Origin of the sequence: Streptomyces sp. S4.7, assembly GCF_010384365.1 — a bacterium.
Classification (GTDB): domain Bacteria; phylum Actinomycetota; class Actinomycetes; order Streptomycetales; family Streptomycetaceae; genus Streptomyces.
In genome coordinates this window covers 3,676,079-3,689,182 of sequence record NZ_CP048397.1, presented here as the reverse complement: position 1 = coordinate 3,689,182, position 13,104 = coordinate 3,676,079, and the positions used below count along the sequence as shown (strand labels likewise).

At 69.7% G+C, this 13,104-nt stretch carries 13 protein-coding genes and 1 tRNA gene; 5 read left to right on the top strand and 9 right to left on the bottom strand.

Annotation, left to right across the window (positions count from 1 at the left end; translation table 11 throughout):
• Positions 1-51 precede the first annotated feature (51 nt).
• Positions 52-1,596: a trypsin-like peptidase domain-containing protein gene (locus SSPS47_RS16330; RefSeq protein ID WP_164251744.1), complete on the top strand. Its 1,545-nt coding sequence runs from the start codon at positions 52-54 to the stop codon at positions 1,594-1,596.
• A gap of 232 nt (positions 1,597-1,828) precedes the next feature.
• Here the strand turns inward: SSPS47_RS16330 and SSPS47_RS36245 are convergent, their stop codons facing one another.
• Both SSPS47_RS36245 and SSPS47_RS36240 read right to left on the bottom strand, forming a co-directional pair.
• Positions 1,829-2,230, bottom strand: coding sequence for a dihydrofolate reductase family protein (locus SSPS47_RS36245; RefSeq protein WP_343234888.1), 402 nt, complete (start codon positions 2,228-2,230; stop codon positions 1,829-1,831).
• A 5-nt stretch (positions 2,231-2,235) separates the two neighbouring features.
• Entirely contained in the window at positions 2,236-2,490 is a 255-nt protein-coding gene (locus tag SSPS47_RS36240) for a hypothetical protein (protein WP_343234887.1), read from the bottom strand.
• Positions 2,491-2,754: 264 nt separating this feature from the next.
• Here SSPS47_RS36240 and SSPS47_RS16320 point away from each other — a divergent pair, with 264 nt between their 5' ends.
• Together SSPS47_RS16320 and SSPS47_RS16315 are read left to right on the top strand one after the other, a co-directional pair.
• Positions 2,755-3,204, top strand: a complete 450-nt coding sequence (locus SSPS47_RS16320) for a GNAT family N-acetyltransferase (RefSeq protein ID WP_164251743.1) — start codon at positions 2,755-2,757, stop codon at positions 3,202-3,204.
• 248 nt (positions 3,205-3,452) lie between these two features.
• Positions 3,453-3,869 (top strand): hypothetical protein, encoded by a 417-nt coding sequence (locus tag SSPS47_RS16315; protein ID WP_239064932.1) that lies wholly within the window; start codon positions 3,453-3,455, stop codon positions 3,867-3,869.
• On the opposite strand, the gene SSPS47_RS16310 is transcribed toward SSPS47_RS16315, so the two are convergent.
• Both SSPS47_RS16310 and SSPS47_RS16305 read right to left on the bottom strand, forming a co-directional pair.
• Complete coding sequence (locus SSPS47_RS16310) at positions 3,833-5,710, bottom strand: hydrogenase maturation protein (protein WP_164254612.1); 1,878 nt, start codon at positions 5,708-5,710, stop codon at positions 3,833-3,835. The genes SSPS47_RS16315 and SSPS47_RS16310 overlap by 37 nt on opposite strands.
• A gap of 180 nt (positions 5,711-5,890) precedes the next feature.
• The gene (locus tag SSPS47_RS16305; protein WP_164251742.1) at positions 5,891-7,441 is read right to left on the bottom strand and encodes a family 43 glycosylhydrolase; all 1,551 of its coding nucleotides are present in this window, start codon (positions 7,439-7,441) and stop codon (positions 5,891-5,893) included.
• Between the two features lie 236 nt (positions 7,442-7,677).
• On the opposite strand from SSPS47_RS16305, the gene SSPS47_RS16300 reads away from it, so the two are divergent.
• Both SSPS47_RS16300 and SSPS47_RS16295 read left to right on the top strand, forming a co-directional pair.
• The gene (locus SSPS47_RS16300) at positions 7,678-8,205 is read left to right on the top strand and encodes a hypothetical protein (protein ID WP_164251741.1); all 528 of its coding nucleotides are present in this window, start codon (positions 7,678-7,680) and stop codon (positions 8,203-8,205) included.
• A gap of 177 nt (positions 8,206-8,382) precedes the next feature.
• Positions 8,383-8,472 (top strand) — tRNA-Ser (locus SSPS47_RS16295).
• A 139-nt stretch (positions 8,473-8,611) separates the two neighbouring features.
• Here the strand turns inward: SSPS47_RS16295 and SSPS47_RS16290 are convergent.
• The 5 genes from SSPS47_RS16290 to SSPS47_RS16270 all read right to left on the bottom strand — a co-directional run bounded on the left by SSPS47_RS16290 (position 8,612) and on the right by SSPS47_RS16270 (position 13,033).
• Positions 8,612-9,997, bottom strand: a complete 1,386-nt coding sequence (locus SSPS47_RS16290) for a tyrosine-type recombinase/integrase (RefSeq protein WP_164251740.1) — start codon at positions 9,995-9,997, stop codon at positions 8,612-8,614.
• Positions 9,998-10,056: 59 nt separating this feature from the next.
• On the bottom strand, positions 10,057-10,245 hold the full coding sequence (locus SSPS47_RS16285) for a helix-turn-helix domain-containing protein (RefSeq protein WP_164251739.1): 189 nt from the start codon (positions 10,243-10,245) through the stop codon (positions 10,057-10,059).
• 123 nt (positions 10,246-10,368) lie between these two features.
• Complete coding sequence (locus SSPS47_RS16280; RefSeq protein WP_164251738.1) at positions 10,369-11,760, bottom strand: phage/plasmid primase, P4 family; 1,392 nt, start codon at positions 11,758-11,760, stop codon at positions 10,369-10,371.
• A complete protein-coding gene (locus SSPS47_RS16275) occupies positions 11,757-12,113 on the bottom strand; it encodes a hypothetical protein (protein ID WP_164247425.1) in 357 nt (118 codons plus the stop codon). Before SSPS47_RS16275 ends, SSPS47_RS16280 begins: the two co-directional genes overlap by 4 nt.
• Complete coding sequence (locus SSPS47_RS16270; RefSeq protein ID WP_164251737.1) at positions 12,110-13,033, bottom strand: bifunctional DNA primase/polymerase; 924 nt, start codon at positions 13,031-13,033, stop codon at positions 12,110-12,112. Before SSPS47_RS16270 ends, SSPS47_RS16275 begins: the two co-directional genes overlap by 4 nt.
• Positions 13,034-13,104: the final 71 nt, after the last annotated feature.

Here is a 13,104-nt window from a genome sequence, read left to right as displayed (position 1 = left end):
AACAGCGGAACTCTTGCCGAAGACTGATGTGGAACCGAGGAGTAAAAGACTGTGAGCACCGAGAACGAGGGCACTGCGGTCCCGTCCGCCCCGTCCGTACCTCCCGTGCCGGTTGCCGCTCCCGATGGCACACCCGCGTCCGCCTCGGGGGGGTTGCCCCAGGACCAGCGGTACCCAGACCAGCCCGGCCGGTCCAGTGAGCCCGGTGGGGCGGGCGGTTTCGGCGGGACCGCGCAGGGGTCGCCGCCGGCCCAGCCGCCGTCGGTGCCCCCGTCCGGACCCGGTCAGGGCTCCGAGCCCGCGACGCCGCTGCCCGGAGCCGTACCGGCGTACTACCCCGGCTCGACGGGATCGACAGGATCGGCCCCCGACGCGGGATGGCCGCCCCCGCCCCCGCCGGCCCAGCCTTCCTACGGAGGCGGTGGCGGCGGCTGGGGCGAGCCGCCCGCGTCCGGCCCGAAGCCGTCCCGCAAGCGCCCCGGCGGTCTGATCGCGGCGGTCCTCGCGGCGGCGCTGGTCGCCGGTGTGGTCGGCGGCGGGATCGGTTACTGGGCGGCGGACCGCAACGACGACAGCGTCGGCGGCGGATCGACCACGGTCTCGGCGGCCGACGCCCCCGCGCTCAAGCGCGAGGCGGGCAGCACGGCGGCGGTGGCCGGCAAGGCGCTGCCGAGCGTCGTGACCATCACGGCGCAGGCCCAGGGTGGCGACGGCGGCACGGGCACGGGCTTCGTCTACGACAAGCAGGGCCACATCCTCACGAACAACCACGTGGTGGCGTCGGCCGCCGACGGCGGAGACCTGACGGCGACCTTCTCCAACGGCAAGGAGTACGGGGCCGAGGTCGTGGGCCGCGCCGAGGGTTACGACGTCGCCGTGCTGAAGCTGAAGGACCCGCCGTCCGGGCTGGAGCCGCTGGCCCTGGGCAATTCCGACAAGGTGGCGGTCGGCGACTCGACGATCGCGATCGGCGCGCCGTTCGGGCTCTCCAACACCGTCACAACGGGCATCATCAGCGCCAAGAACCGCCCGGTGGCCTCCGGCGACGGGTCGAGCGACAAGAACTCGTACATGAGCGCCCTCCAGACGGACGCCTCCATCAACCCCGGCAACTCCGGCGGTCCGCTCCTGGACGCGCGGGGCGCGGTCATCGGCATGAACTCGGCGATCCAGCCCTCGGGCGGTGGCGGTGGCGGAGGCGGCGGCCAGTCGGGTTCGATCGGCCTCGGCTTCGCCATCCCGATCAACCAGGCGAAGAACGTCGCCGAGCAGCTCATCAAGACCGGCCAGCCCGTCTACCCGGTCATCGGCGCCACGGTCTCCATGGCGGAGGGCGGCGACGGCGCGACGATCTCGGGCGACGGCGGGGGCGGCACCCCGGCGGTGACGCCGGACGGGCCGGCCGCGAAGGCGGGGCTGAAGTCGGGTGATGTGATCACGAAGTTCAACGACGTGCCGATCGACAGCGGCCCGACGCTGATCAGCGAGATCTGGACGCACAGGCCGGGCGACAAGATCAAGATCACGTACACGCGCGACGGCAAGGAGTCGCAGGTCGAGGTCACCCTGGGTGAGCGCAAGGGCGATTCGCAGTAAGGGACTTGACGGACATCGCGAAGGACACCGCGAGAGGCCGTCACAGGTGGGGCGGGAGACGGGGCGCCGATCTACGGCGCCCCGTCGTCGTGTTGACGCAGAGGCGGTCCCTTCGACGCAGAGGCGGTCCGCGTGGCGGGCGCGGCGAGGAAGTCGCGTTCGCGCGGTTGTACGGGAGCGCGAAGGCCCGCCCCCAGACGAACGCGGCATCCTCCGCCCGCTTTCCGCCTCTTCAGCCGCTCACCAGTTGCCGGTCTCCGGGCCCATGGCCCCGTACCCGACCTCGCCCGCCCGCGCGTACGTGCTGATGACGACACCGCTGTCGGAACTCGCGGTGTTCGAGCAGCTTCAGCCCCGCCGGGACGGTGCCCGCCCCGAAGAGCCGCTTGCCGGAGCCGACGAGCACCGGGAGGACCAGCACGTGGAACTCGTCCACGAGGTCGTGCTCGATCAGCGTCTGGATCAGATCACCGCTGCCGTGCACCTGGATCTCGCCGCTGTCCACGCCGTCGCCGTCGCCGTCGCCGCTGTCCTGCTTGAGCGCGCGGACCGCTTCCGCGACATCGCCCGTCAGCAGCGTCGAGTTCTGCCACGACACGGTGTCCGCCGTCCGCGACGCGACGTACTTCCGCACGCTGTTCATCTTCGACCCGATCGGGTCGTCGGCCTCGGCGAGCGGCCAGGTGGCGGCGAGATGTCGTACGTCCTGCGCCCGAGGAGCAGCGCGTCGGCGCGGCGGACCACGGCGGTCATCCGCTCGATGAGATCGGCCCCGAAGTGCGGTACGCACCAGCCGCCGTGCTCGAACCCGCCGTCCCGGTCCTCGCCGGCGCCGCCGGGCCCCTGCATGACCCCGTCCAGGGAGACGAATGTGGTCACCGTCAGTTTTCGCATGCGCGTTTTCCTTCGCTCGTACGGCGTCCTTGCGCCCGTAACTCCGTGCCGCGCCGGTCGGCGGCCTCACTGATACGGCGAAGGGGACCGCCCGCGATCGACAGCACGGGAGCCACGAATTCCCCGCGCGGCCACCCACGGCCACCCGTGGCCGTACGGCACCGCCCACAGGCACCGCCACAGGCACCGCCACCGGCACCTGATGATCGGCTTCCGGAGCCCGTTTTACCCGCTCGAAACGAGCGTTCAGCAGAATCCACCCACATGAAGATCGAACAGGTCGGGTGGGACAACACGGACGCGGTCGCCCTGCGCGCACGGCAGCGGGCCGAGATCGCCGAGCGGTACGGCACACCGGACAGCGAACCCGGCATACCCCCGTCCCAGGCCGACACAGCCGCCTTCTTCGTGGCGTACGAGGACGACGGGTCCGCGGTGGGCTGTGGAGGGCTGCGTGCCCTCGGCGCGGGAATCGGTGAGATCAAGCGGATGTACGTCGCGCCGGCGTCCCGTGGCTCGGGCGTCGCGCAGCGCGTCCTGCTCGCGCTGGAGGAGTGGGCGCGGGACCAGGGCTGGTCAAGTCTGTGTCTGGAGACGGGAGATGCCCAGGCCGACGCGGTCCGCTTCTACACCCGCTCCGGCTACGAACCGATCCCGCCCTTCGGTCCTTACGCGGAGTCGGGCAACTCCCTGTGCTTCGAGCGCCCGCTGTAGCCGACGCCCCACCGCTCGCCGAGCTGACGATTCCACTCCGGCAAGATCGTCATACGAACGACGCTCTGACCGTGGGGACTTGGCGCCCCCGGCCGCACAGCGAGCGACAACGCACCAACGGGGAGCACAGAAGACATGCGCACGTGGACTCGCGCCGTTCCAGCGGCACTCGGCGCCCTCGCGCTGGCCCTGGCACTGGCCGGCTGACGTACCGCCTGGGTGAGGCCAGTCCTCCCCAGGAGAGCACCATGCAGGCGACGAAGGACAGCACGTTCACGGTCGCACCCACGAAGGTGCTGACGGGTACCGAGGCCGACATGGCCAAGTCCGGCCTGGACCTGGCCGAACTGCCGGGCCCCAAGGTCCCCGTGTACGTGTGGACCACCCTCACCCACAAGAGCGGCAAACCCATGCCGGTCGGCGACATGGACGGCGCTCTGGTGGTCCGTACGGACCAGGACGACCGCACCAAGGCCCTCCTCGTCCTCATGGGAAGCGCCACCTGGCCGGACTGCCCCGCGCCGGACACCGACAAGGAGCTGAGCGAGGGGCAGTCGGCGGAGATCTGCACGACCTTCCTGATCACCAAGGGCGAGAAGGCGGCGGCCGTGGAGCTGACGCAGGGCTTCTACAACGAACCGCTGGAGTGGCCGGTCAAGGGCTGACCGTCGGCCGCGGCGTCCGGTGCGGCGCCGGGTGCTGCGCTCGTCGTGCCGAGCGCCGCACCGCCGGTGCGCGCGTCCCGGACGACGGGTGACGCCCCGGCTCGCAGATGTTCCGGCGTCGACGACGGCTTCACCTTCCGTACGAAGGCGGCCCGCAGGGCGTGGTACGGCGCGCCGGGGTCGAAGAACGTGGCCCGCATCCGGGCCAGTTCACGCTCCCGGTACTCACTCAGCGGCGCGACGGCCTCGTCCCGTTCACGGGCCGCCTTCTTCTCACTGACGCGCCGCTGTGTACCCGGCGCCGACCCGAGACGGGCGGCATGGCGCGCGACCACGGACCCGAAGTCCTCGGGCGTGCTGTCGACGACGACGTCGACGAGCCCGATCTCGCGCGCGCGGGCCGCCGTCACCGGCAGGGCCCGCCGCGTCAGGCGCTCGGCCTCCTCGGCCCCCACCCGACGAGGCAGCGTGTACGTCCAGTACTCCGACCCGTACAGCCCCATCAGCCGGTAATGCGGGTTGAGTACGGCTCCGCTCCTGCACCAGACCTGGTCGGCCGCCAGGGCCAGCATGGCGCCGCCCGCTGCCGCGTTGCCGCCGAGCGCGCTCACGACCAGCCGGTCCGTGGTGGTCAGAACGGCCTCCACGAGGTCGTCCATGGCGTTGATGTTCTCCCAGGACTCCCGCGCGGGGGCGTCGGCGGCCTCGATGACGTTCAGATGGATCCCGTTGGAGAAGAAGTCACGGCCGCCGCCGAGCACCAGCACCGTGGTCGGCCGTGCACAGGCGAAGCGGTACGCCGTGAGGAGGCGCCGGCACTGCTCCGTACTCATCGCGCCACCGGGGAAGGTGAACGACAGGAATCCGACCTGACCGTTCTCGCGGTAGCGGATGTCCCGCCATGTCCGGTGGGTGGCGGACCGCCCTCCGGGCGACTCCCGCGACGCTCCCAAGGAGTACTCGGGGGAGTGCTCCCAGGGCGCGGCGATCTCGGGCAGCGCAGGCGGCAGCCGGTCACCGAGGGCGAGAACAGCCGGCAGTTTGAAGGTGGCCGGGCCACCGGCCCGGCGCCGGGGACGCAGCTCCGGGATCCACACCGCACCGTCCACCGTCGCGCGGCAGACCGCTCCGGACCGGGTGGCGAGCAGCTCTCCGGGGCGCCCCCGCAGGGTGTCCTCGGCGTGGCCGCCGTGCAGATACCACTCCTCTTCGAGGAGTTCGTCCAGGACACCGGGCTGCGAATCGGCCCCGCGCAGTTTGCGTACGACGGTCTCGGTCGGGTCCGACGCCCAGTCCACGCGCCGCAGACTCTGCTCGAAGTACGGCCGGACGCGGACCTCCGCGCCCGGACCGGTGCTCTCCTGCGGCCGCGGAACGTATGTCCCGGAGGCGAAACGCCCCACCGCGAGCAGCACCGCCTCCAGAGCGGCGTCGGAGACCTCGTTGCGGTAGAGGTCGCTCTTCCCGATGTCCGCCGGCACCGGACAGCGGGCCGTGGCCCACACCGCCCCGCCGTCCATCTCTCCCGACGCTTGCAGGACCGTCACCCCCCACTCGGTGGCGCCCAGGTGGATCGCCCAGTCCAGGGAGGACGGTCCACGGTCGCCGACCGGACCCGGATGGACGATCAGGCAGACGTGGGCGGACCAGATGTCGGGCGGGATCGCGGTCCTGAGCATGGGGGCGATGATCAGGTCCGGGGCGGTGCGGCGTACGGCTTCGCGCAACGGCTCGTCACCCAGGGCCAGTTCGAGACCGACGCGGTGTCCGCGGTCCCCGAGTTCGGCGAAGACGCGCTGGGTCAGACTGTTGAAGGCACTCGCGACCAGCAGGATGTGCATGACCAGCTCCTTGACCGGCTCGTTCACGCCGACCCGAGGCCCGGACGCCGGCCAACGGCGATCATGACCCGGGTCCGCCCGCCGCCGTGGAAGCCCCGCCCGGGGGCGCGGCCGGAGACACCCGACCGGTGCTACGGGCGGGGCGGGTCGTGGCGGAGCTTCCGGTCGGCTCGGCCCGGCTCAGCCGGCCTTGTCGACGGAGACGTTGTCGAAGGCCGCGGCGGTGTTGAAGACCCGTACTCCGTTGGCGCCGCTGCGGTACGTGTCGTCGGTCACCGAGATCGCCGGCGTGGCCATGTCGTCGACGTACACCTTGATGGTGGAGCCGACGGCCGAGATCCGCAGATGGTGGTCCGGCCTTGTGGGGAGGGGCAGTTGGGCGGATTCCAATGGCGTCCAGGCGCCGTCGTCCGCGCGGCCCAGCACGACCTTGCCGGTCGGGCCGATGCCCGCGTAGTAGCCGGCGTAGCTGTCGACACCGACGGCCGGCCGCGCGGCGCGGAAGAGCAGGCCCCCGTCGCCGCCGCTCGCTCCGAGAAGGCCGCTGCTGCCCGTGGGGACCGTGACGTCGGCGGCGTACGTGAAGTCGGCGAAGTCCGTGTCGAGCAGCGCTCTGCCGCCCGGCGAACTCTCGGCCCGGTAGCTTCCGTCACCGGCCGACCACGACCCGCCGTAGGTCTTCCAGCCGAGGGAGTTGCCGTCGGCGAAGTTGTCCCTGACCCGCATCGTGACGGGTTCGATCGTCCCGTCCGCCCTGAAGTGCATCGGGTCGTGGGCGAGTTGGCGGTTGTTGCCCGCGCTCTCACTGAGCGGCCTGCGGTGGTAGACGATGTACCAGATGTCCGTGCCGGGCACGTTGACGACGGAGTTGTGCCCGGAGCCCTTCGCGACCGCGGGGTCCTGGGCCAGCACCTCCTCGATCTTCTCGAAGGGGCCGGTCGGTGAGTCGGACATGGCGTACGAGACCGAGTAGTCCGGACCGGTCCACCCTCCCTCGGACCACATCAGGTAGTACATGCCGTCGCGCTTGAACATCTGCGAGCCCTCGACGTAGTCGGCGACGGGCGTGATCTCCTTGTACGTACTGCCGTCGGCGAACGTACCGAGGCTCGTCATGTCGTCGTTGAGCTTGACGACGTTCGCGTGTCCCCAGCCGCCGTAGTACATGTACGCCTGACCGTCGTCGTCGATGAAGACGTCCTGGTCGATGGGCTGGGCGCCGTTGTGGAACTGTCCGATGAGCGGGTGGCCCAGGGCATCCGAGTAGGGCCCCTCGGGCCTGTCCGCCACGGCGACACCGATACCGCCGAGGCTGGAGTCGTTCTGGATGTCGTTGGCGGCGAAGAACAGGTAGTACTTCCCGTTCCGCTCGACCGGCGCGGGCGCCCACACCGCGTACTCGGCCCACTCGACATCCTCTGTCGTCAGCACCTTCTCGTGCTTCGTCCAGTTGACCATGTCGGTCGAGGAGAAGGCGTCGAGATACGTCTGCTCCGCGTACGTCTTGGACGTGGTCGGGTACACCCAGTAGGTGCCGTCGTACATGGTGATGTCGGGGTCGGCGTACCAGCCGTCGACGAACGGATTGCCGGCTTCGGCGACCGGGGAATCCGGCACCGGGACGGCGGTGGCGGTGCTGATGGCGGTGGCGGTGGCGGTGGCGGGCGAGAACATCGCGATGAGGCAGCCGGCGAGCAGCGTGGCTACGGCCTTGGCGTGGAGTCTGAGCATTCGGACGTTCATCGTCGGCAGCTCCGCAGGTGGGGGGTCGGAAGCACGCACACCGTTCTCCACGAGGACATTCCCGCACAGTAAGCAACAGGAACGTACACGTTCCATCAATGCTGCCCGCGCCCCTGAGCGCCCGTCAATACACCCGCGCCCCTCCGGTCCGCTCAACACGCCGCTGCCACCGATGTGTTGCCCCCGCACTTCCTCCTGCTGCGACGGTGATGGAGGATCGGCGCATGACTCAACAGAGAACCGACGGGACGCCGTCGGCCGAGCCGGCCACCGCCTACCTGGAGGCACTCCGCGAGCGGCTCGCCGCCGACGGATGCAAGGTGACCGCGACCCCCTGGGACGAGCACCAAGCGGTCATCGGCAGCCGATCGGACCGCAAGGCACGGTGGTTCGGCACCAAGGTTCAGCTGTTCGTCCTCGCCGCCGCCGTCCCCCAGGTCGACGACGCGTTGCTGGCCAACTTCACCGGATGGGCGACGGAGTACGCCGGCGACCTCCGCGGCGGCCTGCCCGGCGCCCGCAACGCACTGATGGTCCTGCCCACTCTGATCAGCGGCAACGTCCAGCCGTCGGCGACGCAGTGGGCCGCCGCGGACGCCCGAATCCTCGGAACGACCGTGATAGGCCGCCCCGTCGTGGTCCACACCCCGGCCCCGGGGGCCGGCCGCGCCACGATGTACCGGGGCGGAGTCGTATGGGGCGGAATGTTCACGACTCGCGTCCTGGAAAAGGCGTCGCGGTACTACCCCTGACCACCCGGCGGAACACCGAAAGCCCGCTCCCCCCACGGGACACCCGGCCGGGCACGCCCCGCCACCTCCCTCACACCGAGCCCCTGCCCCACCCGGCTCCTCTCCCCGGCACTGCGCCGCCTCTGGATCAGACACCCGGTAGGCTGTACCCGCTCCGTCGCTGGTGGGCGGGGCGTGGGTGGGTTGCCCGAGCGGCCTAAGGGAACGGTCTTGAAAACCGTCGTGGCAGCGATGTCACCGTGGGTTCAAATCCCACACCCACCGCCAGGTCAGAGAACTAGCAGGTCAGAGGGCGGACCCCCGGTTCGGGAGCCCGCCCTCTGTGTTCACTCTGTCTCACCCTGAGTCGGTTGTATCCCACTGCTGACCAGTGCGTGTGGGCCATGTGTGGGCCAGAACCGCGGACTCACCCCCCGCTCAGACCTCGCTCAATGAGGTCGTTGGCGCGGGACTGTTGTCCCTTAAGGATCTTGGCGTAGAAGCGGAAGAGGACCGCGAGGCTGTGGCCGGCCCGCTGCGCGACTTCCATCGGGTCCACCCCGGAGTTGATCCACAGGGACACTCCGGCGTGCCGGAGTGAATACGGCACGTCCGCGAGCGGTGTCTTGGCCTCTTTCGCCGACAGGGCCTTGAGCCGAGCCGAGTCCCAGAGCTCGCAGTACTCCGTGGACCGGACGCGCCCACCCTTCGCAGCGCGGAACAGCCTGCCATCGTCCGCCACCCCGTACCTCTCTTTGTGGCCCCGGAGCATCGCGGTGAGTACGGGCGGGATCGGTACAGACCGAGTGGCTGTCCGAGCCCGCCGTTTCAGTCCGCGCTGCTCGAACGACTGCCCATCGTTGGTCCACCCCGAGCCGACCTCGGGTTGGCTCCCGGCAAGAACCAACTCACCCCAGCCGCTCTTGGGCAGTTTGCAGTCCTCGGCTCTGAGAGCCGCGATCTCCGAGGGCCGCATGGCCGCGTAGTAGAGGCAGCCGAAGAAGGCGGCCATGTGCTCACCGCGCGCGCTGAGCTGCCGCACGGCGTCGATCAGGGCGGCGGCCTGGTCCGGGTTGGGGACGTACCGGAAGTCGACTTCGTCGTCCTTGTCAGGGCCGGTCCAGTCGACGCGAACGAGCGGATTCGAGACGAGGGTTCCGCGCTCAACCGCGTATCGCAGAGCGTTGCTCAGAACCATGCGCTTACGGTTCACCGTGTTGTCCGCCGCTGGCATCCCGTTGAGTTTCTTGGACAGCGCGTCCAACGCGCTCCGGAGCCGTTCCGACTTTCCGACCTCGGTCATCTTGACCGTGTTCGCAGAGATCCAGGTGAGGGCCGCCGCGATGTCCGCAGGCGGCGTCTCGACCTGGTGGCGCATGCGTAGGTTTCCGTCCGTGTCTTGTGCCGCGCGGAAAGCCCATCCGTAGAGCGCCTTTCGAAGTACTGCGGCGTCGGGGGCACCACGCGAACTGGATACGAAGGCTGGCGTAATCGTTGCGAACGTCTCCGCGATGCTCGCACGGTGCTTGGCCGCTGCCTTCGGCCACTTCATCAGCACGTAGGCGGTGGCGTGCTCGTACCAGGTGGGTGTCGTCAGCGCCTCGAACTCAGAGGCGGGGAGTCCGGTCTCCTCGTCGTACTGCTCTCGGTTGCGCAGCGCGGCCAGCAGCTCGGATTGTCGTCCTTCCGCCTGCGGTTTGAGCTTGAAGCTCCGTGAGTGCGAGCGCTCGCCGACCCGCCACCGTAGCTCGAACGGCTTCGGGCGGCCCTTGCGCTGCCTGATGGACCAGATGTCTACGTCGTACGTGAGCATGGCTCTCCAATGAGGGACAGGGCCCGCCGGCTGGCGGGCCCTGTCGGTGTGCGGCTGAATCAGGCAGCGAGTTCTTCGCCCTTGGACAGCCATGCGTCCAGGTCTGAACGGCGCACGCGGAGGTGCCCGTTGGGAAGCTTGATGAGTCGCGGGCCCTGGTTGCGGGCGCGCATGCGGTAGAACGCGGCTCGGCTCATGTCGATCTCTTCCAGCACTTCGCGGAGCTTGAGCATCTTGGGGCGGGACATGGCACTCCTCACGGCGGCGGCGGTGCTGATGTGTGTTGAGTCCGCATTGCTGTGTGTCGCGACTCAAGCGACTCAAGCCCCCTACCGGCGGCCCCTGAGTCGCTTGAGTCGCGACACTCGCTATTACGGGTCGGACGGGTTGAGGGTGATGCCGGTGTAGGTGGGGACCTGTCGCCCGTACTCGTCTCGGGGTCGGGCCCGGTTGAGTTGGGGGACGACGGAGAGCAGGTTGCGGCCGAAGAGTTGCTTGGTGCCTACGGCTTTGACGCCGTTGTCTTCGGCCCACTGGCGCCAGATGTTCCACAGCGCGTCCACGGGGACGCTGCACGTGGGTCCGGTGGTGCAGCGTTCGCGGACGAACGCGCTGGTGGGGCTGGCGATGTCCTGCATGGAGATGACCGTTTCCCGGCTCGCGGCCGGTTCGGTGATGCGGCCGGTGCGTCCCAGGCGGGCGAGTCCTTCAAGGGCCCAGTTGATGATGCCGGGCATCTCCGCGGTGAGCCGGTCGGTGAGCGTGGGATCTTCCTTGCCCAGCCAGGAGACCGTCATGTTGAGCACGATGAACCGGCGGGCGATGACCCCGGAGGAGTCCCCGAAGTGCGGCAGCTCGTTGGTCAGAACCATGAGCCGCGTCGGCAGCTTTCCGGTCCAGGGTTGCCGGTATTTGCGGTCGATGTCGATGGTGTCTTCACCGGAGATGGTGAGCAGCCGTTCCACGACCTGGCCGCCGTCCTTGCCGGACAGCCGGGCGTCGGAGATGACCGCCAAGGGCTTGCCGACGAGGGTCGACAGCCCGAAGTTGCTCCCCAGGCCGGCCAGCGTAGGACCGGCAAGGTTCTCCTTGCCGACCAGCTCTTTCAGCACGCGGGCGATAGTGCCCTTGCCCGATCGGGAGGGGCCTTTGACCAGGAGAATCTTCTGCTGATCGGTGCGCCCGGACAGGACGTAGCCGAACCACTCCTGGAGTGACTGGATGGCCTCGGGGTCGTCGGGCCAGATTCCGGCGAGGAAGCGTTCCCAGGTTGGGGCGGTGGCGTTCGGGTCGTAGGCGAAGGGGACGGAGACGAGGTTGAAGAAGTCCGGCGTGTGCGGGCGGAGCGCGCGGTCCCGGATGCGCAGCAGCCCGTTCGTACAGGCCACGATCGGCCCGTCGTCCTCGCCGGCCCTGTCTTGGTCCACCCATGCCGGGGCGTCCGTGTCGGTGGGCAGGAGCGTGATCGATCCCAGGGCGTCGAGCAGGTTGCTGATCTTCGGTTTCGTGGGGGCCCAGGCACGTTCCTCGGGTTCGCCGTCCTTGCCGGGCGTGGTGTAGATGGCGTGCTCAAGCCGCTCGTACATGGCCTTGCGTACCTGCGCGTCGTCCATCTCGCGCCAGCAGGTTCCGGTCCAGCTCATCCACGAACCGCGCCAGCGCCGGTACAGCATCTGCCCGTCCTCGTTCTGCCAGTCCGGGAGCAGACGACGCGCAACGGCCATCGGGTTCGACGGTGCGGGTAGTTCCTCCAGGTCGGTCATGCGGCGGCCCTCCCTTCAGTGCTGGTGGTGCGGAGCGGGCAGGCGTCGCGGTGCGCGGTGTGGTCCTCGGTCAGGGCCAGGACCTTGGCGTGTCCGGAGGCGAACAGGTCTCGGCCGCAGGCGCACCACGAGGTGGCGGTAGGCGTTCCCTTGCGCGGTACCCGGATCGTGAGCCACCCGGTGACGTGCCGCCCGTCTCCGAGCTGCTGGTCAGGGAGAACAGCAGTGGGGACGCCTTCGGCGACGCCCGTCGGGGCGCCCACGGCTGGGGGTACGGATCGCAGTTCGGCGGCCGGCGGGGGGTTGGTGGTGGGGGTGTGGCCTTCCAATGGGGGATGTGGGCGGTGGTTCATGCCGCGTCCCTGGGCCGGGCTTTGCGGATGGAGTTGTCGAGGGCGCTGCGGATCGTGGCGTGGCACTCGGCAGCGGTGAGTCCCCGCTCCTGCCCCGCCGATTGGAAGGCCTCCTCAACCACGTGCCGGGCGAGGTCGCCCCACGCGACGAAGCGCCCGACCTTGAAGGCGCATCGGTTGAGCGTGTTGTTGCCCTCCCCCTCCGGGGCGTTGCGGACGTTGTCGCACTCGCGGTCCATGGCCGCCAGCGCCGCGCGGTCGCCGTTGACGACCAGCGGCGCGAACCGCTCCACCCGGACGGGTGCCGAGGGTTGGAGCAGGCTCAGCAGCCATCCGGGCAGCGGGGCGACAGGAGTGTCGTCGGTGACCTCGTACCGGTCGGCCGGGGTGGTGCTGCCCGCCGCGACGACGTACCCGCCCCACGCCCGTGTGTCGATCAACGCACCGAGCTTCCCGGCGGTGTTGGTGAGCCGGATTCCGGTGGGTGCGGTGAAGTACAGGTGCTGTCCGCCGCTCGCGGTCCGGGTGCGGTAGGTGGCGGGCACTTCCTGCCCGGCGCGCTCGCAGAGCGCCTTGAAGGTCGTCACGCCGCAAGGCGTGTCCCCACTGCCTGTGGCCTTGTTCTTGGTTTTGGGCATGTCGAGGTCCACCACGACCAGCCCGGACGGGCCCGTGGCGATCCCGATGTTCGCGGGGTAGAACTCCCAGCAGTACCGGATACGTCCGGGGCTGGTGGTGGCGCGCTGCTCCCACTTGAGGTGGCCGTTCACGCAGTCGCCGGTACGGGTGCAGCGTTCCTCGCCGTGCAGGGCGGGGCGCTTGTCGTCGGGACGGAGGGGGAACACGTGCCAGCCGCGTTCTGCCACGTTCAGGGCGGCGGTCAGCAGGCGCTCTCGCCTGTTGTGGACAGGTTGGGTCATGCTTGGTGTCTCCTGTTCTGAGATGAGCGGAGAACCAGGGCGGCCCCGGACTTTGGCGAGACGGGGGCCGC

What these genes read in the sequence shown, in the direction of transcription:
- SSPS47_RS36240 (WP_343234887.1), bottom strand. Translation starts at nt 2,490, where the DNA reads ATGCGAAAACTGACGGTGACCACATTCGTCTCCCTGGACGGGGTCATG.
- SSPS47_RS16320 (WP_164251743.1), top strand. Translation starts at nt 2,755, where the DNA reads ATGAAGATCGAACAGGTCGGGTGGGACAACACGGACGCGGTCGCCCTG.
- SSPS47_RS16315 (WP_239064932.1), top strand. Translation starts at nt 3,453, where the DNA reads ATGCAGGCGACGAAGGACAGCACGTTCACGGTCGCACCCACGAAGGTG.
- SSPS47_RS16310 (WP_164254612.1), bottom strand. Translation starts at nt 5,710, where the DNA reads ATGCACATCCTGCTGGTCGCGAGTGCCTTCAACAGTCTGACCCAGCGC.
- SSPS47_RS16305 (WP_164251742.1), bottom strand. Translation starts at nt 7,441, where the DNA reads ATGCTCAGACTCCACGCCAAGGCCGTAGCCACGCTGCTCGCCGGCTGC.
- SSPS47_RS16300 (WP_164251741.1), top strand. Translation starts at nt 7,678, where the DNA reads ATGACTCAACAGAGAACCGACGGGACGCCGTCGGCCGAGCCGGCCACC.
- SSPS47_RS16290 (WP_164251740.1), bottom strand. Translation starts at nt 9,997, where the DNA reads ATGCTCACGTACGACGTAGACATCTGGTCCATCAGGCAGCGCAAGGGC.
- SSPS47_RS16285 (WP_164251739.1), bottom strand. Translation starts at nt 10,245, where the DNA reads ATGTCCCGCCCCAAGATGCTCAAGCTCCGCGAAGTGCTGGAAGAGATC.
- SSPS47_RS16280 (WP_164251738.1), bottom strand. Translation starts at nt 11,760, where the DNA reads ATGACCGACCTGGAGGAACTACCCGCACCGTCGAACCCGATGGCCGTT.
- SSPS47_RS16275 (WP_164247425.1), bottom strand. Translation starts at nt 12,113, where the DNA reads ATGAACCACCGCCCACATCCCCCATTGGAAGGCCACACCCCCACCACC.
- SSPS47_RS16270 (WP_164251737.1), bottom strand. Translation starts at nt 13,033, where the DNA reads ATGACCCAACCTGTCCACAACAGGCGAGAGCGCCTGCTGACCGCCGCC.